The organism is Lysinibacillus sp. HST-98, from assembly GCF_016757845.1.
GTDB lineage: Bacteria > Bacillota > Bacilli > Bacillales_A > Planococcaceae > Lysinibacillus > Lysinibacillus capsici.
This window is the reverse complement of record NZ_JAENHX010000008.1, coordinates 131,035-148,602: the sequence shown is the minus strand read 5'-3', so window position 1 is coordinate 148,602 and position 17,568 is coordinate 131,035. Positions and strand designations below refer to the sequence as shown.

The following is a 17,568-nucleotide window of genomic DNA, read 5'->3' as shown; positions in this document are numbered from 1 at the left end:
TCTTTCATGAGCTCAGTCAAAATCTCATTATTTTTGATGTTGTGAAACAAGGATAAGACAGTTAGACAAAATTTTACAAACTTCTATTTTGTTCGTACTAGATGAAATCCTTTATTCATTCATCAGCTATTATTTAGGACGTTCATTCTTTTATTTGAGTTTCCGATATTAGCATTAAAAATGAAGGAAAATGCATGTCAGAATAATATCCAACATGCACAACCTCCTTTATAACTCTCTAAAGCATGCATTTAGTGCATCTTTTATCGTTTCTACACCAACAATTTCAATTCCCTGCGGAAATTCCCAACCACCAATATTCGAAGAAGGAATGAAAGCTCTTTTAAATCCAAGCTTCGCCGCTTCAATGACTCTCTGTTCTATACGTGATACCCGACGGACCTCACCTGTCAGTCCGACCTCACCAATAAAGCAATCCGTTGCACGCACTGCCTGATCCTTAAAACTAGATACAATGCTTGTCAACACTGCTAAATCTATTGCTGGCTCATCCAGCTTGACACCACCAGCAACTTTAATATATGCATCCTGAGCTTGTAGCATGAGACCCATACGCTTTTCTAGTACAGCCATTAGCAATTGTACTCGATTTTGATCGACACCTGTGGCCATACGTTTAGGATAGTTAAAGCTCGTAGGCGTAACTAAGGATTGAATTTCAACAAGGATTGGCCTTGTCCCCTCCATTGAGGCTACAATAGTTGACCCCGCCGCACCTTGTGAACGCTCCTGTAAAAATAGCTCAGAAGGGTTTAGAACTTCCTTTAACCCACCTTGAAGCATTTCAAATATAGCAATTTCATTTGTAGATCCGAAGCGGTTTTTTTGGCTTCGTAAAATACGATGATTATGATGTCTCTCCCCTTCAAAGTACAGTACAGTATCCACCATATGCTCTAAAATACGTGGCCCTGCAATTTGTCCCTCTTTTGTGACATGCCCTACTAGAAAAATAGCAATACCTTTTGTTTTAGCGATTCGCATCAGCTCAGCTGTACATTCACGAACCTGTGAGACACTACCTGGGGCGCTTGTTACTTCTGGATGAAAAACCGTTTGTATGGAATCGACAATGACAAATTTAGGTTGTACTTCATCAATGGTTTGGTTTAAAAACTCTAGGTTTGTTTCAGAGTATATGTAAAGCTCTTGAGAAATCACTCCTAAACGCTCTGCTCGTAATTTCGTTTGACGAATAGATTCCTCTCCAGAAATATAAAGTACGCGATGCCCTTTATTCGAGAGTAATGCGGAAACCTGTAATAGTAATGTTGATTTCCCTATTCCAGGATCACCCCCAATTAATACTAGAGAACCAGGTACAATGCCACCGCCTAATACACGATTGAGTTCGCCCATTTCTGTTGCTACGCGCGATTCTTCAGTAGCTTCCACTTGGATAATGGGGATTGCCTTTTGAGTAACTGTAGCAGAATGTTGAAATGCTCCACGTGGGCCTTTTGCAACCATTTCTACTTCTTCCACCATTTTATTCCATTCGCCACACCCAGGGCATCTTCCCATCCATTTAGCAGATTCATAGCCACAGCCTGAACATACAAATTTCGTTTTTTTCTTTGCCAAATTGCTTTCACCTCGAATATTTGTTCTTATCCTTAATTGTACAAAAAAAAAGACAGCTTGGCACTTAAAGCCTTACTGTCTTTTCTTGAAATTATTTAGAGATGGAAACTCCCTCTTTTTTCTTTACAACAAACTCATCGTTTACGTAATCAATGACAACCTGATTACCCTTTTCTACATTACCCTTTAGTAATTCTTCTGATAATCGATCCTCTACTTGTTTTTGTAATGCACGACGTAGTGGACGAGCACCATATTGAGGGTCATAGCCTTCTTCAGCAATTTTTTCAAGTGCTGCATCAGTCAGCTCTAACGAAATATCTTGCTCTTTCAAGCGTTTTGTTAAAGCATTGCCCATCATCGCAATGATTTCTTTTAAGTGCTCTTTTTCTAAGGCGTGGAAGACAATCATTTCATCGATACGGTTTAAGAATTCTGGACGGAATGCTTTTTTCAATTCTTCTAACATCGTACCCTTCATGTCTTTATGCTTAGACTCTGCACCACCTACATTGAAACCAAGGTTCTTTTGGTATTTTAATGCATCTGCACCAACGTTTGACGTCATAATGACCACTGTATTGCGGAAGTCTACTACACGTCCCTTAGAGTCAGTTAAACGACCATCTTCAAGCACTTGCAATAGAATATTGAATACATCAGGGTGTGCCTTTTCAATTTCATCTAATAAAACGACTGAATATGGCTTACGGCGAACTTTCTCTGTCAGTTGGCCACCATCATCGAAGCCTACATAGCCTGGAGGTGAACCTACTAGACGAGAAGTCGAATGTTTCTCCATATACTCGGACATATCAACACGAATCATCGCATCCTCATCACCAAACATTACTTCAGCAAGTGCTCTTGCAAGCTCTGTTTTACCAACGCCTGTAGGTCCTAAGAAGATAAATGAGCCAATTGGTCGTTTTGGATCTTTTAAGCCTGCTCTTGCACGACGTATTGCACGAGAAATCGCTTCTACTGCTTCTCCTTGCCCTACTACACGTTTGTGTAACTCTTCTTCAAGCTGTAATAACTTCGAAGATTCTTCAGAAGCAATTTTAGCTACTGGAATTCCTGTCCACATTGATACAACTGCTGCTACATCATCCACAGTCACTTTAGATTCGGCTTTACCTTGCTCTTCTTTCCAATTTTTTCGAGTAGCTTCAATTTCATCCTTCAGCTTTTGCTCTGTATCTCTTAGCGCTGCTGCCTTTTCAAATTCTTGACCTGATACGGCTGCATTTTTTTCAGAACGAACATTTTCAAGCTTATCCTCAAGCGCCTTTAAGTTTGGTGGGACTGCGAATGAGCGTAAGCGTACTTTAGAACCTGCTTCATCGATTAAGTCAATCGCTTTATCTGGTAAGAATCGGTCAGAAATATATCTATCACTCATTTTTGCCGCTGCTTCAATCGCTTCATCTGTAATTTTCACACGGTGATGCGCTTCATAACGATCGCGTAAGCCTTGAATAATTAGAATAGCCTCTTCCACTGTCGGCTCATCCACTTGGATTGGTTGGAAACGACGCTCTAAGGCTGCATCCTTTTCAATGTACTTGCGGTACTCATCAAGTGTTGTGGCACCAATACATTGAAGTTCACCACGTGCTAAAGATGGTTTTAAGATATTTGATGCATCAATCGCACCTTCAGCACCACCCGCACCAATTAATGTATGCAATTCGTCAATAAATAAAATGATGTTGCCTGCTTGGCGAATTTCATCCATCACTTTTTTCAAACGATCTTCAAATTCTCCACGATATTTTGTACCTGCAACAACTGTCCCCATATCTAAGGTCATTACACGTTTGTCACGAAGGATTTCTGGAACTTCATTATTAATAATTTGCTGTGCCAATCCTTCAGCAATCGCTGTTTTACCAACACCTGGCTCACCAATTAATACAGGGTTATTTTTCGTACGACGCGATAAAACCTCAATAACTCGTGTAATTTCCTTGCTTCGGCCAATGACAGGGTCTAATGTACCTTCACGTGCAATTTGTGTTAGATCACGTGCTAGGCTATCTAATGTAGGTGTATTGGCAGCTTGAGCTGCTTGTTGGCCAGATTGTGCATTATCATTATTACCTAATAGCAATAATACTTGCTGGCGAGCTTTATTTAAGCCGACTCCCGCATTGTTTAAAACGCGAGCTGCCACCCCCTCACCCTCACGTATAAGCGCCAATAATAAATGCTCTGTACCGATATAGGAGTGACCTAGTTTACGTGACTCATCAACAGATAATTCAATTACTTTTTTAGCTCTTGGCGTATAATGAACGATTGGACCGACATCTTCTTTGCCCTTACCAACTAATTCTTCAATGCCAGCTTCAATCATTTGAGGACTAATATCAATGGCTTCTAACGCTTTCGCAGCAATACCACCGCCTTCACGTATAAGCCCTAATAGAATATGCTCTGTACCGATAGATTCGTGCTTCCAACGAATAGCCTCTTCCTGAGCAAGCTGTAATACTTTTTGCGCGCGTTGTGTAAAACGATTAAACATCATATAAATCCTCTCCTTTTTCCCCATTTATAGGCTTATTCGCATGTTCTTGGGATAATGCGTCACGAAGCATCTCCGCTCGTACACGATCCCGTTCAGCAGGTGGTAATGCCTCACCTGCATAGTGCTGTAAAAAACCTGGTTGCATACTAACAACACATTCATTTAAGGTCGTTGCTTGTATACCATCAATCAATTGTAAATCTACTCCTAAACGAACATTAGATAGGCAAGTAGCAGCTTCCTCACTTGTTAAAATTCTTGCATGTGTAAGTGTGCCTAAAGCTCGATATACGCGATCTTCTAGCGCAAGCTCTGCCTTTTCCATTAATTTACCTCTTGCATGCCGCTCTTTTTGAATAATCTTTTCAGCGACACTTTGTATATCTGCTAATATATCTTCCTCTGTCTTCCCAAGTGTAATTTGGTTAGAGACTTGATAAACATTTCCTAAATTTTCGCTTCCTTCACCATATATACCTCTTACAGTCATTCCTAAGCGTGTCATGGCATTTATAATTTGATTCATTTGCCCAGTTAATGTAAGAGCGGGTAAATGCATCATGACGGATGCTCGTAGCCCTGTACCAATATTCGTTGGACAGCTTGTTAAATAACCAAAAGTATCTCGAAAAGCATATGGTAATACTTTCTCTAGGATACGATCAATCTTATTTGCTTGTTCATAGGCACTTTGAAGTTGAAAACTTGCTGTCATACATTGAATGCGTAAATGATCCTCTTCATTCACCATAATGCTAATGGATTCATCTTCAGAGAGTAGTATAGAGCCCACTTGCTCTTTTTTAGCCAGTTGCGGGCTAATCAAATGCTTTTCTACAAGAATTTGACGCTGTAAAGGGGTTAAATCCTTTATAGCAAAATAAGCATAATCATTTTGAAGCGTTGGGCTATCGCTGATTGCATGTGTAACGGCCTGTTCCACTTGCAGTGCCTCATTTTCTGAAAATGCTAATGGAAAACGATAGCCATCTAAATTTCGTGCAAGGCGGATCCGTGTACTAATGACGATATCTGAGTAATCATCTTTGATATGCATCCATGTTGGTGTCGCACGCTCTAAAAATGATTCAATCATCATGTCACATCACCACCTTCAAATTGTAGATGCTTCTCTAGCTCTTTGACTTCATCACGTAGCTTCGCCGCTTCTTCAAACTGTTCTTCATCTACGGCGGATTTCATACGCTTGCGGATATCCTCTATTTGCTTTTTAATAACATACACATTACTGCGAGCACCAGGCATTTTACCAATGTGTTGTGGACCTGCCTGAATACGATTAAAAAGCTTTGGCAAATGATCTCCAAATGTGTCATAACAGCTTGGGCACCCGAATTTTCCTTCTTTTAAAAATTGCTTATACGAAAATCCACATTGTGGGCATGTTTGCTGCTGTGGTTGTACCTGTTGTTTTTCCCCCACCTTTTGCCATGTAGGAGAGCCAAACCAGTTAGACAATAACTGTTGAATAGATACTGGCTCTTGTTTAAACTCTGCATGAAATGGATGGAATTGTGAGGCGCAGACGTCACAATAATGATGCTCTACTTTTTGCCCACTTTGAACTTGTGTTACTGTAACTGTCGCATTACGTTGTTTACAATGTTCGCATATCATTTCCATCACCTCACTATTTTTGTTGTTCATATTTTATTGTTGTCAGCATTGCTCGCAATATTTTTGATCGAATGACATCTCTTAATGGGAGATGCAAGTCGATCGTGGAGCGATCAATTGCTGCTAACATTAATTTCGCTTCTCGCTTGGAAATTACCTGCTCATCAATGAGTCGATAAACCAAATCTTCTGCCATCGTTTGTGATGCCCCACCTTCAATTTGCCTGAGAACATCGTCGATCAAATCAATCTGTGAATTCGCGCGGACACGTAAAATTCGAATGTATCCACCACCACCACGTTTGCTCTCAACAAGGTAACCCCGCTCGGCAGTAAATCTTGTATTAATAACATAATTTATTTGTGATGGTACACATTGAAATTTATCAGCAATTTCACTACGTTTAATTTCAATATGCCCTTCCCCACCTAATTCAAGTACTTGCTTTAAGTAACCCTCTATGATGTCTGATATATTACGCATTTTAGGAATACACCTCGCTTGCTTCACTGACTTTGACTATCTTTGACTTTCTTTGAGTATATTATACAAAACGCTTGAAAAAAATTGCAATGATTTCGCCCATAGAAAAGTGCAAAGTCTTGAAAATGGCTTTTTAATAACCGAAAAAGGCACTTTTCGATCATTTGTTTACGGTTTAATAATTTCCTCATACACCTAATGTACCCTTATTCGTCATAGAAAAAACGCAAGCATATGCAATTAGCATATACTTGCGTCTATGAAAATTATACCCAGCGACCAACAATTGGATAACGCCAAGGTTCATCAGACAATGCTTTTACGATACCGATAATCGGTACCACAAATAGCATAATGCCGAAAATGATTAAAAATGGTAAGCCAATAAGGACAAAGCTTAAAACAACAGAGATAGCAATTAAAACACCCATGACAATTTGGAATAGCAGTGCTTGAATAGAAATTGCCTTTATTTCCTCATCCGAACTAATTAAAAAGAAAATAATGGGCACTAACCATGGCGCAAAAAATGCACTTGCGTGTATGATTACTTTAGACCATTTAGACTCCATATATATCAACCCTTTCTTTGAACTTTATTCTATGTTTTGTGTACTACTATTTACGGAACTATACCCGCAATAGTTTCACATTAAGAAGGATTTTTTAAAATTTTTTTGAAAGGCTGTGAGGAGCGTTGGAATTTAACAACACATTAGCAAATGAATATGAAAAGGGTATTCGCCGTACATTGCCGAGTTATGATACCATGCTACGTTTAATACAAACTTTTTATTATTCTAGGCTATCAGAAAATGCTAACATGTTAGTCGTGGGAGCAGGGAGTGGCAATGAAATTATACAGCTTGCAGAAGGAAGACCTCACTGGTCATTCACTGGCATTGATCCATCAGAATCCATGCTTACTATAGCTAAAGAGCGTTTGCTCACTCTACCAAATAATATGTCATTCCATCAGGCTACAATACTAGATGCTTCGCTGTCCTCTACTCAGTATGATGCAGCAAGTTGTGTACTCGTCTTGCATTTTATTCACGATTATAAAGAAAAGCTAGAAACAATAAAAGCAATAGCAAGACATTTGAAACCTGGAGCACCATTTGTCCTTGTTTCAAAATATGGTCAGCTAGGATCTTTAGAAACAGAACTACAATTTGATTTATGGCGTTCTTATTGGCTACAGCATACAAGACTTTCTTTATCCGATGTAGCAGAGATGGAAAAATCCATTCGTTCCCTTTCTTTTATGAGTGAAGAGGAAATTTTAACACTTTTACAAAGTGCGGGCTTTACTAAACCTTCTAGATTTTTTGCCACTACTTTGTTCGGTGGTTGGGTATGCTTTAAAGAGGATCGCTAACTATTTTGTAGTAAATAATTTGAGGTGAAAACCGTGATAAGCACCATTGGCATTACAAAGCAGCAACAATTGTTAAAGGATTTTCCATTAGAAGAGATACATCAGCAAGAATTTGAATGGTATTGGGTTGATTTTAATTGTCCTACAGCCGAGGAAGAATTATTGTTGGATACATTTTTCCACTTTCACCCTCTTGCTATTGAAGATTGCTTAATGAGGTTGCAGCGTCCTAAGCTCGATTTCTATGATGATTTTCATTTCTTTGTCATTCATCGAGTAAATGAAGAGACGTTAGCTGCGGAGGAGGTTAATATTTTTGCCTCCAATAAATTCATCATAACCTTCCATAAAAATCCTGTCCCTGAGATAGAGAAGGTGCAAAAAATGCTGGAAAACCAACCGAAGAATTGGGAGCGAGGTACTGTATACCTAACGTATCAAACCATTGATAAAATTGTTGATAGTTATTTCCCACTCGTTTACAAAATTGAAGATCATCTAAATGCTTTAGAAGGTGAACTTACATACCAAAGTAATGTAAATGCCATGAAAATTGTCTTCGAGTTCCGTAGTGACTTGCTTGACTTAAGACGTACTATTTTACCAATGCGTGATCTTTTATATCGCATTCTTAATTCTTACCGTTTCTCACTAAAAAAATCGGAGAGAGCTTATTTTGGAGATATCTACGACCATCTACTTAAGCTAACAGAAATGGTTGAATCTAATCGAGAGCTTACAGCAGATATGCGAGATAGTTATATGGCTATGAGTTCTAGCCGAATGAACGGGATTATGATGACTTTAACAATTGTATCAACTATCTTTATACCACTTACTTTCATTGCTGGTGTGTATGGGATGAATTTCGATAACATGCCTGAGCTACATGGGCAATACAGCTATTTTATTGTACTCGGGATTATGATAATTATCGTTATCTTTATGTTGGCCGTCTTTAAACATAAAGGCTGGTTTAAACTGTTTAAACCATAAAAAGACTGCTCGTTTTAATAAAAACGAGCAGTTTTTTAATCTATTAATATGGTCCTCTGTCATCAATCTTATTATCACCTTGCTGTGGAAATAAAAAGTACGCTAATACCCCTGATCCCAAAGCTGCACATATTGTAATTAATAATTGCTCAATATCTGGTACCTCAGCATGATAGTTTCGTAGCATATAAACAGAGCCAATGGAAACAATCACCATAACAGGAATAACAAATTTAAAACGTTTTTTCTCCATACCACCCCTCCTTCCATTTTTATTTTCGTACGATTTTTATATTGCTAAACAGTTCGTATTTTACAGGTTTCCTATTTTAAATTCAAATTTACATTGCTTCACCATTTGGACTAACAATAAAGTAAAAAAAATAAAGAATTAACCAATTTTTTAACCAAATATTCAGCAAATAATAGTAAAATAGATTTAATACCATTTATTTATTAAATTTACAAACCTAACAAATTTCAAAAGTGCTTATTTACTTACAATTTATTATGGATATTAAGAATGGAGCAAATAATAATGAGTTGGTTTTCAAAAAATAGTAGTGCTAGCTACGCAATTACATTAACACCTGAAAATTTTAAGAGCAATGTACAATTAGATGTATTGAACCACCCCAACCTTCAAAAACAATTACAACTTTTAAATTTAACACTTGAGGATTTAGCTATCATTAAGCAACTACAGCCTTTGGCTAAAGACCTAGTTCCTGAAATGGTGGAGAAATTTTATGTAGCCATTAGTTTGAGCCAAGATTTACTTGATATTATTAATAGAACATCACATATTGATCGTTTGAAAATCACGTTACATAAACATTTAAGTGACATTTTTGAAAGTCATATTAATGATGCCTATATTGCTGAACGAAAAGCCATTGCTGAGGCTCACGTTCGAATTGGCTTGCAATCAAAGTGGTATATTGCCTCATTCCAGTCACTCACTACTACTTTTGCAAACTTTGTGAACGAGGTAGATATTTCCAAAACAGATGCTATTCGTGCTATAAACGCTTTTTGTAAAATCATTAATTTTGAGCAACAGCTCGTGATTGAGGCATATGAAAAAGAGGAAGAACGTATTCGATCAACAGCAGATGCAACAAAAAATTCCCTTGTAACGACGATCCAAAGTACTGCAGAGGAGCTTAATGCCATTAGTGAAGAAACAGCCGCATCACTATTAGTGATTTCCTCACAAACAGATGATATTGCTGTAGCAACCAAGCAAGGATTGAGTTTTGTAGCAGATACACAAGAAAAATCAAGACGAGGCCAACAGCAATTGAAAGAACAAAATGATTTAATCCAAGTTATTTTGCAAAGTGTCAATGGTCTTGAAGTAACGATGAACCAACTACGTACCTCTTCTCAAAAAATTTCTGAAATCGTTGGGCTAGTTACAGGCATTGCTGATCAAACCAATTTATTAGCATTAAATGCTTCGATTGAAGCTGCACGAGCTGGAGAACATGGGAAAGGTTTTGCAGTGGTGGCTGAGGAAGTTCGTAAACTTGCTGAGGAAACAAAAAATGCTGTCCAAAATGTTTCTCATCTTATTAAGGACACAGAAAGTAATATTACGACTATGGCTAATTCAGTTATTAATGTTGATCAAAAAATTCAACATAGTGTCAATACACAAGAAAGCTTATCCAAGTCATTTAATGATATTGCTGATGCAGTTTCTGGCATTCAGCAGCAATACGTAAATACATCTAGAGATATTTCAGCCATTTCTAATTTAATCACTGAATTATCGCAGGGCGCTACGCTAGTCTCTTCTTCTTCCGACTCGCTCATTAATGTTGTCAATGAACTAAATATGTAAAATAAAAAGGGAACTCATTTGGAGTTCCCTTTTTCCTTAATGCGGCAATGCACGTTTTTGTTTACGATGCTCTCGTCTTGCTGGCCCAGTTTCAAATAAGCGCTTCTCTTCATCTGTTTCAGGAAAGATTGAGGGAACTGGTACGGGTTTCCCTTCCTCATTTACTGCAACCATCGTGACAAATGATTCTGTCGTTAATTTTTCCTCGCCAGTCTCAATATTGCGAGAAACAACGCGAACATAAACCTCCATTGAAGAACGTCCTGTAGACGAAACAATACTCTCGATTTCAAGAATATCTCCTACATGTGCAGCGGATAAAAAATCAACCGAGTCAATAGAAGCTGTCACTACAAGGCCTTTCGCATGTTTCATTGCTGTAATAGCAGCGATTTCATCAATATAAGCTAACACTCTTCCACCGAAAATAGAATTGTGATTATTTGTGTCTGGGGGTAATACGAGACGCGATTGAACCGTACGTGATTGACTCATGGGTACAGCGTTGTTTGGCATAATTCTTGCAACTTCCCTTCTCATGTTGTTCTTTCGTCATCGTATCGCAGAAAAAGAGCTGATGCAAATTTAGAACGATTTTTTCATCGAAATAAATTTCATGTCAGTCATTTCCTCTATAGCCCACTTAATTCCTTCACGTCCGTAACCACTCATCTTTACTCCACCATATGGCATGTTATCTACTCGGAATGTCGGAATATCATTAATAATGACAGCACCAGCCTGTAATTCATCTGCTGCATATAAAGCATCTGACAATATATTCGTGTAAATACCTGCATTTAGCCCAAAGTCCGACTCATTTACAAGTCGAATTGCGTCGTCTAATGTTTCATATGAAACAATTGAGACGATTGGTGCGAATGTTTCCTGACAAACAATTTTCATATCAGCTGATACATTCGTCATAACTGTTGGTGTTAAAGTACGTTCAGTAAATACGCCTCCAGTTGCAATCGTAGCCCCCTGCTCTTGTGCCTCCTCAATCCATTCCCTGATGCGTTCCACCTCATTTGGGTTTATCATGGCACTAACATCTGTAGTCTTCTCTAATGGATCTCCTACTATAAGCCTTTCTGTTTCTGCAACAAATGCTTTAGTAAATTCATCAATAATGGAAGAATGCACATATATACGTTGTAACGAAATGCATACTTGTCCAGCAAAATTAAAAGCACCGCTTACACAACGACCAATAATTTTATTTATTGGCGTAGATGGTTCGACAATTACTGCTGCATTAGAACCTAGCTCTAAAGTTACTTTACGTAAGCCTACTTTTTCTTTAATTTTCAAACCAACTTTACCACTTCCTGTAAAGGTTACTTTTTTGACGTATGGATGTGTGACAAGTGTATCACTTAGCTCGCCTCCACTTCCTGTCACAATTTGTAATGCCCCATCCGGTAATCCGGCCTCTCGGAAAATTTCAGCCATAACGATAGCACTTAGTGGCGTTTGTGTTGCTGGCTTTAATACAACTGTATTGCCTACTGCAAATGCTGGACCTAACTTGTGTGCTACTAAATTGAATGGAAAATTAAAAGGCGTAATGGCTGATATTACACCTAAAGGTTCTCTTTTTGTCCAGCCTATTCGATCTCCTGCTCCAGGGGCTGCATCCATTGGAACAGTCTCACCTTTTGACTGTTTAGCTCCCTCAGCCGCAAATTGATAGGTTGCGATTGTACGGTCAATTTCAGCTAAACCTGCAACAATAGGTTTTCCAGCCTCTAAGGCTAAAATCTCTGCAAATTCTTCTTTTCTTTGTCGCATTATATCAACGACTTTATATAATATTTCGGCACGTTCGTAGGCTGTTGTCTTTTTAAACGATTGGAATGCCTGCTGCGCACCTTCGATAGCTTTCTCTACATCTTGAATAGATGCTTTAGCTACATGAGCAATAACCTCACCGCTATATGGAGAAGCTAGCTCATAGCTTTCCTCTGCATCAATCCACTGACCATTAATCCAAAGTTTTGTTTCCTTCATCCTTCATATGCACCTCCAAATAATCATGTTCTTCTTCATTCTATCACGAAGAACTTGAGCTAGATGCAATGGCAGCTGCACTAACCGCTGCGATCATTGCTGCTTGCTGTGCTTGGATTAATAGCTCAATAGAAGACATAATGGTCATGGACAAAGACTTTTGTACCTTTGCCATATCATAAATAGCAATTTGTACAGCCATAAAGAGCACAAATTCACGATGCCATTTTAATAACTTCATGTCTTTTAATTCATGGTATAAATCAATCAACCCTTGAAGTTGTGCTGTATTCAGATTAAGTATCGCTAAAAAGCCAAGTAAAGGATAATGCATAGCCTTGACTTTAACGTTTTGCTTTTTGAGCCCATCACGAAGTGTCACAACATCTGGTACTAGCTGACCATCAAATTTGGATGATAAAAATGTTAATACCTGTGAAAGCCATTGGAGCTCATTGCCAGCATTAAAATTATAAGTTCTTAGTTCTTTATAGTATCGATTCATGGTATCCGCGCGTAATTCAACATCATCAGATGGACTGCTTAATAATATGGCATAAGGAATATCCTCATATGAGGTTAAAAATGGATGATGTTTACGTATGGCATCAAATAAGGCTCTAGCCGCCTGTGCATGCGTCTTTTTATCCTGTTCATCCTCCGTCAAAAATTGTGCTCCGATATAGCTGAAATTGCCGCTTCTGAATTTCGCCTCCTTTAAGATGCTCACATTTGTTAGTAAATTCTTGACTGCCTTTTCTGCATCACCTTGCTCCATGAGGTTGGCAGCAATACTATATCCAACGGTTGTTCGTAAAGGAGACAGCCAAGAAGATTGCTTCTTCATCTCTTGTAAAACATTTTTATACTTCGTTGCCTCAAAAGTTTTTCCTGACGCTACAAATGTACTAGCAATAGCTAATACAATTTTACGGTCCACCGTCCAGCCTGCAGCCTTTGATACATCCTCTACTGTATTGGCAAATTCATTTTCAATCATCACATAATCCATATTTATCACACTCCTTTACCCGTTTTACGTAACATAATGTGAGAAAGATTCACCCTCTTTGTAACAATTAACATAAAAAGTAAACATAATTTAATGTATGTTACTTACTTTATTTGATTTAATAGAAAATATTAACAACCTATAAAGGAGGTATGGCCGATGTTAGCAAAAACCACAAAGAAACTATTATTTACCACGACCTTAAAGGATCGATTAAATCTATTCCTTTTTCTAAGAAATTCATCCAATAATATCGCTTTACATACTCTTTTCCATAAAAATTAATATCGAAACACTGAACGCCCAAAATCAATACTCAATATAAGAAAAGAGTCATGTGTCCTAAAGCCTCCCTTTCCATACAATAACTTTTCTACGTCCAGATAAAAAAACAGCGGCAGAAAAACTTTGCCGCTGTACAGATAACTTGTTAAATTAACCCTAGCTCTTGCAGTTCTTCAGATGTGAAGGCTCTCGACCTTGTTAGGAAACGTTTTCCTTCTACGCCCTCGAGTGAAAACATGCCGCCTCTACCATCCACCACATCCAATATGATTTGTGTATGCTTCCAGTAATCATATTGATTTTTATGCATATAGAAAGGAGCACCACTCACTTCACCAAGACACACATCCTGATCTCCTATTAGCAAATCCCCTTCTGGATAACACATTGGTGAGGAGCCATCACAGCATCCACCTGATTGATGAAACATAACGGGCCCATGTTTCTCTTTTAATAGATCGATTAGTGCTAGCGCTTCTTCCGTAGCTAATACACGTTCAACCACGCTCATGCACCTCCCTACGAATTAGAAGAAACCAAGTTTGTTTTCGCTATAGCTAACTAATAAGTTTTTCGTTTGTTGGTAATGCGCTAACATCATTTTATGATTTTCACGACCAACACCAGACATTTTGTAGCCACCGAATGCAGCATGTGCAGGATATGCATGGTAACAGTTTGTCCAAACACGACCAGCTTGAATTTCACGACCGAAGCGATATGCCGTATTAATATCTCTCGTCCAAACACCTGATCCTAAACCGTATAATGTATCATTAGCAATTTCCAATGCTTCCTCTTTGGTTTTAAATGTCGTGACAGCAACTACTGGTCCAAAAATTTCTTCTTGGAATATACGCATTTTATTATGCCCTTTGAATACAGTCGGTTTAATGTAGTAGCCATTTTCAAAGCCTTCACCTACATTATTTTTGTCTCCTCCAATTAGACATTCCGCACCTTCTTGCTTACCAATATCTAAATAAGAAAGAATTTTTTCCATTTGCTCACTAGATGCCTGTGCACCCATCATTGTGTTTGGATCAAGTGGGTTGCCAACTTTAATGGCTTCTACTCGCTGTAATACGCGCTCCATAAATTTATCGTAAATAGATTCTTGAATCAGTGCACGGGAAGGACAAGTACATACTTCCCCTTGATTTAGAGCGAATAGCACAAAGCCCTCAACAGCTTTATCTAAAAAGGCATCATCTTTATCCATAATATCTTCAAAGAAAATGTTTGGCGACTTACCACCCAGTTCTAATGTTACTGGAATAAGGTTTTGAGAAGCATATTGCATAATTAAACGCCCTGTTGTAGTCTCACCTGTAAAGGCAATCTTACCAATGCGTGGATTTGATGCAAGCGGTTTCCCTGCTTCTAAGCCAAATCCATTCACAACATTAATGACACCTGGTGGTAGTAAATCTTCTATTAATTCTAAAAGCACCATAATCGATGCTGGTGTTTGTTCTGCAGGTTTTAATACGACACAGTTTCCAGCTGCAAGTGCTGGAGCAAGCTTCCATACAGCCATTAATAACGGGAAGTTCCAAGGTATGATTTGGCCGACTACGCCAATTGGCTCGTGGAAATGATAAGCAACTGTATCGTTATCAATTTGGCTTACTGAGCCCTCTTGAGCACGTAATACCCCAGCAAAATAACGAAAATGATCAATTGCAAGAGGGATGTCTGCATTTAATGTTTCGCGTACCGCTTTACCGTTATCCCATGTTTCAGCAACGGCTAGCTTTTCTAAATTTTGCTCGATACGGTCCGCAATTTTAAGTAAAATGTTTGCGCGTTCGGTTGGTGATGTTTTGCCCCATGCATCCTTAGCAGCATGTGCCGCATCTAATGCATGTTCAATATCCTCAGCTGTGGAACGTGCTATTTGTGTAAAAACTTGTCCAGTAACAGGAGTAACGTTATCAAAGTACTGACCCTTCACTGGGGGTGTCCATTCGCCACCGATATAATTATCATATTTCTCTTTGAATTGAACTACCGATCCTTCAGTGTTTGGAAATGCATAAACCATTTTACTTCTCCCCTTTACACAATTTAATGAGAACTATCTACAAAAAACGTTATTTTATATCGGAATAACAATATTTTCATAGAAACCCTCTCACCTAATATATTGTCAGAAACATAAAATAATTTCAACTTTTTCAAAAACTTTTCCAACTAATTTATTTTTGCTAGAAAAGCTTCTAGCATTCACTGTATATGCGCCGTTAAGGTATACTTAAAAATAATATAAAATATAGGAGAACAATATGCGTATTAATAAATATTTAAGTGAAACAGGCATCATATCTCGTCGTGGCGCTGATAAATGGATAGCAGAAGGAAAGGTAACGATTAACGGGGAAGTGGCAACAGTTGGTAGTCAAGTTGAAGCAGGAGACATTGTTTGCGTGGATGGTAAAGAGGTAAAGAAAGAACAACAGCTTGTTTACATTGCTCTGAATAAACCTGTCGGGATTACAAGTACAACAGAGCGTCATATAAAAGGCAATGTCGTTGATTTTGTCAATCATCCCCTACGTATTTTTCATATCGGACGTCTTGATAAGGAGTCAGAGGGCCTATTGTTGTTAACGAATGATGGCGATATTGTCAATAAAATTCTACGTGCTGAAAATCATCATGAAAAAGAATATATTGTTCAAGTTGATAAGCCTATAACTGCGCAATTTATCCAAAAAATGGGTGCAGGTGTCGATATTTTAGATACAACAACCTTACCATGTCATGTGGAAAAGATTTCAGAGAAAGTCTTTAAAATCATTTTAGAGCAAGGCTTAAACCGCCAAATTCGTCGAATGTGCTCAGCTCTAGGGTATTCCGTTAAGCGTCTCCAGCGCATTCGTATTATGAATATTAAGCTTGGTAATTTAAAGGTAGGGCAATGGCGTGATTTAACGGAGAAGGAACGAACAGAGCTATTCAAACTACTCAATTACACACCAAAATAGACACATCCAAAGGGAGGGGCGAGGACTATGATATCCATTCAAAGCACAGAACAACTAACAGGGGTACGAATTAGCGCGGATTATTGGGATTTAGATGAACTAATTAATGCTATTTATAAAGTAACTGGTGATGAAAATAAATATTATGATTATCAGGGTCCTCGACTACGTATTTTAAGCGTTTGCTATAAACTAAGACATGCTATGCTTGGTGAGCATCACCTAGAGTTTGTTAGTAATGGACTTAATAAGAGTGTTCTAACACAACATGAAGTCATCTTTCCAAATAAGAATGTCTATTTTTCAACAGAGATTCTTTGGCCAGAAATTATCTTTAGTGCAATCGCATTAAATGATTTTATTGACCTACACCAAAAATTAAACAATGCTTCTATATGGAATCATGAGATAGCTATTATACGCAAATTTCAAGCGGCTATTGCTGAATGTTTAGAACAGGAGGTAAGTGATGAAGATTATGTTGTGTTTTTAAGAATGTTACATGCTAAAAATCCCTTAACTTTCCGTTTTGCAACACAGTACGTGGATGTTCTAAATCTAGAATATATTGATTTAAGTAAAGAGGAACGTCATGCACATTTAGCTGCATTTGCTGTGCGATTAATGGTAGAGGACCATGAATATGTTGCATTAAAATCCCACCTGATGGAAGCAGCTATTGCAACGAAACAAGCATTACATGATATTCAAATTCAACTTAATTATCCTGAAGAAATACTGTGGTGAACGAATCATGCCGTCTCAAAATAATTGAGACG

General features: G+C 38.1%; 17 protein-coding genes and 1 pseudogene. 6 read left to right on the top strand and 12 right to left on the bottom strand.

Annotated elements, in window-relative coordinates:
• Positions 1-228: 228 nt before the first annotated feature.
• The 6 genes from radA to JIN86_RS17450 all read right to left on the bottom strand — a co-directional run bounded on the left by radA (position 229) and on the right by JIN86_RS17450 (position 6,835).
• A complete protein-coding gene (gene radA / locus JIN86_RS17475; protein ID WP_004233577.1) occupies positions 229-1,605 on the bottom strand; it encodes a DNA repair protein RadA in 1,377 nt (458 codons plus the stop codon).
• A 91-nt stretch (positions 1,606-1,696) separates the two neighbouring features.
• Positions 1,697-4,141 (bottom strand): ATP-dependent Clp protease ATP-binding subunit, encoded by a 2,445-nt coding sequence (locus JIN86_RS17470; protein ID WP_004233576.1) that lies wholly within the window; start codon positions 4,139-4,141, stop codon positions 1,697-1,699.
• Positions 4,131-5,240, bottom strand: coding sequence for a protein-arginine kinase McsB (gene mcsB, locus JIN86_RS17465; RefSeq protein ID WP_004233575.1), 1,110 nt, complete (start codon positions 5,238-5,240; stop codon positions 4,131-4,133). Before mcsB ends, JIN86_RS17470 begins: the two co-directional genes overlap by 11 nt.
• Positions 5,237-5,779 carry a UvrB/UvrC motif-containing protein gene (locus tag JIN86_RS17460; protein ID WP_004233574.1) on the bottom strand — a complete coding sequence of 181 codons (543 nt, stop codon included), beginning with the start codon at positions 5,777-5,779 and terminating at the stop codon, positions 5,237-5,239. The genes mcsB and JIN86_RS17460 overlap by 4 nt, the downstream gene beginning before the upstream one ends.
• A 13-nt stretch (positions 5,780-5,792) precedes the next feature.
• Positions 5,793-6,263 (bottom strand): CtsR family transcriptional regulator, encoded by a 471-nt coding sequence (locus JIN86_RS17455; protein ID WP_004233573.1) that lies wholly within the window; start codon positions 6,261-6,263, stop codon positions 5,793-5,795.
• Between the two features lie 266 nt (positions 6,264-6,529).
• Positions 6,530-6,835 carry a DUF4870 domain-containing protein gene (locus JIN86_RS17450; protein ID WP_004233571.1) on the bottom strand — a complete coding sequence of 102 codons (306 nt, stop codon included), beginning with the start codon at positions 6,833-6,835 and terminating at the stop codon, positions 6,530-6,532.
• Between the two features lie 125 nt (positions 6,836-6,960).
• Between JIN86_RS17450 and JIN86_RS17445 the strand changes: the two genes are divergently transcribed.
• Both JIN86_RS17445 and corA read left to right on the top strand, forming a co-directional pair.
• Positions 6,961-7,644: a class I SAM-dependent methyltransferase gene (locus tag JIN86_RS17445; protein WP_004233570.1), complete on the top strand. Its 684-nt coding sequence runs from the start codon at positions 6,961-6,963 to the stop codon at positions 7,642-7,644.
• Between the two features lie 33 nt (positions 7,645-7,677).
• On the top strand, positions 7,678-8,640 hold the full coding sequence (gene corA / locus JIN86_RS17440) for a magnesium/cobalt transporter CorA (protein WP_004233569.1): 963 nt from the start codon (positions 7,678-7,680) through the stop codon (positions 8,638-8,640).
• Positions 8,641-8,683: 43 nt separating this feature from the next.
• Here corA and JIN86_RS17435 read toward each other — a convergent pair whose 3' ends face one another.
• Positions 8,684-8,893, bottom strand: coding sequence for a hypothetical protein (locus tag JIN86_RS17435; RefSeq protein WP_004233568.1), 210 nt, complete (start codon positions 8,891-8,893; stop codon positions 8,684-8,686).
• Between the two features lie 270 nt (positions 8,894-9,163).
• Between JIN86_RS17435 and JIN86_RS23990 the strand changes: the two are divergent.
• Together JIN86_RS23990 and JIN86_RS23985 are read left to right on the top strand one after the other, a co-directional pair.
• A pseudogene (locus JIN86_RS23990) lies at positions 9,164-9,724 on the top strand (protoglobin domain-containing protein); the annotation flags it as partial.
• Positions 9,707-10,489 (top strand): methyl-accepting chemotaxis protein, encoded by a 783-nt coding sequence (locus JIN86_RS23985; RefSeq protein ID WP_232735613.1) that lies wholly within the window; start codon positions 9,707-9,709, stop codon positions 10,487-10,489. The pseudogene JIN86_RS23990 and the gene JIN86_RS23985, both read left to right, overlap by 18 nt.
• Positions 10,490-10,525: 36 nt before the next feature.
• Here the strand turns inward: JIN86_RS23985 and JIN86_RS17425 are convergent, their stop codons facing one another.
• The 5 genes from JIN86_RS17425 to adh all read right to left on the bottom strand — a co-directional run bounded on the left by JIN86_RS17425 (position 10,526) and on the right by adh (position 15,846).
• Positions 10,526-11,005, bottom strand: coding sequence for an acyl-CoA thioesterase (locus JIN86_RS17425; protein WP_202342479.1), 480 nt, complete (start codon positions 11,003-11,005; stop codon positions 10,526-10,528).
• 69 nt (positions 11,006-11,074) lie between these two features.
• Positions 11,075-12,502, bottom strand: a complete 1,428-nt coding sequence (locus tag JIN86_RS17420; protein WP_202342478.1) for an aldehyde dehydrogenase family protein — start codon at positions 12,500-12,502, stop codon at positions 11,075-11,077.
• Positions 12,503-12,545: 43 nt separating this feature from the next.
• Positions 12,546-13,514, bottom strand: a complete 969-nt coding sequence (locus JIN86_RS17415) for a DUF4003 family protein (protein ID WP_202342477.1) — start codon at positions 13,512-13,514, stop codon at positions 12,546-12,548.
• Between the two features lie 430 nt (positions 13,515-13,944).
• On the bottom strand, positions 13,945-14,304 hold the full coding sequence (locus JIN86_RS17410) for a DUF779 domain-containing protein (RefSeq protein ID WP_009373972.1): 360 nt from the start codon (positions 14,302-14,304) through the stop codon (positions 13,945-13,947).
• 21 nt (positions 14,305-14,325) lie between these two features.
• Positions 14,326-15,846, bottom strand: coding sequence for an aldehyde dehydrogenase (gene adh / locus JIN86_RS17405; protein WP_004233561.1), 1,521 nt, complete (start codon positions 15,844-15,846; stop codon positions 14,326-14,328).
• A 241-nt stretch (positions 15,847-16,087) separates the two neighbouring features.
• On the opposite strand from adh, the gene rluF reads away from it, so the two are divergent.
• Both rluF and JIN86_RS17395 read left to right on the top strand, forming a co-directional pair.
• Entirely contained in the window at positions 16,088-16,789 is a 702-nt protein-coding gene (gene rluF / locus JIN86_RS17400; RefSeq protein WP_004233560.1) for a 23S rRNA pseudouridine(2604) synthase RluF, read from the top strand.
• 27 nt (positions 16,790-16,816) lie between these two features.
• Positions 16,817-17,536 carry a DUF6904 family protein gene (locus JIN86_RS17395; protein WP_202342476.1) on the top strand — a complete coding sequence of 240 codons (720 nt, stop codon included), beginning with the start codon at positions 16,817-16,819 and terminating at the stop codon, positions 17,534-17,536.
• The last annotated feature ends 32 nt before the right edge of the window (positions 17,537-17,568 follow it).

Coding starts and splice junctions, on each gene's coding strand:
- JIN86_RS17450 (WP_004233571.1), bottom strand. CDS start 6,835: ATGGAGTCTAAATGGTCTAAAGTAATCATACACGCAAGTGCATTTTTT.
- rluF (WP_004233560.1), top strand. CDS start 16,088: ATGCGTATTAATAAATATTTAAGTGAAACAGGCATCATATCTCGTCGT.
- JIN86_RS17395 (WP_202342476.1), top strand. CDS start 16,817: ATGATATCCATTCAAAGCACAGAACAACTAACAGGGGTACGAATTAGC.
- JIN86_RS17460 (WP_004233574.1), bottom strand. CDS start 5,779: ATGATATGCGAACATTGTAAACAACGTAATGCGACAGTTACAGTAACA.
- adh (WP_004233561.1), bottom strand. CDS start 15,846: ATGGTTTATGCATTTCCAAACACTGAAGGATCGGTAGTTCAATTCAAA.
- JIN86_RS17455 (WP_004233573.1), bottom strand. CDS start 6,263: ATGCGTAATATATCAGACATCATAGAGGGTTACTTAAAGCAAGTACTT.
- JIN86_RS17425 (WP_202342479.1), bottom strand. CDS start 11,005: ATGCCAAACAACGCTGTACCCATGAGTCAATCACGTACGGTTCAATCG.
- JIN86_RS17415 (WP_202342477.1), bottom strand. CDS start 13,514: ATGGATTATGTGATGATTGAAAATGAATTTGCCAATACAGTAGAGGAT.
- JIN86_RS17420 (WP_202342478.1), bottom strand. CDS start 12,502: ATGAAGGAAACAAAACTTTGGATTAATGGTCAGTGGATTGATGCAGAG.
- JIN86_RS17470 (WP_004233576.1), bottom strand. CDS start 4,141: ATGATGTTTAATCGTTTTACACAACGCGCGCAAAAAGTATTACAGCTT.
- JIN86_RS17435 (WP_004233568.1), bottom strand. CDS start 8,893: ATGGAGAAAAAACGTTTTAAATTTGTTATTCCTGTTATGGTGATTGTT.
- mcsB (WP_004233575.1), bottom strand. CDS start 5,240: ATGATGATTGAATCATTTTTAGAGCGTGCGACACCAACATGGATGCAT.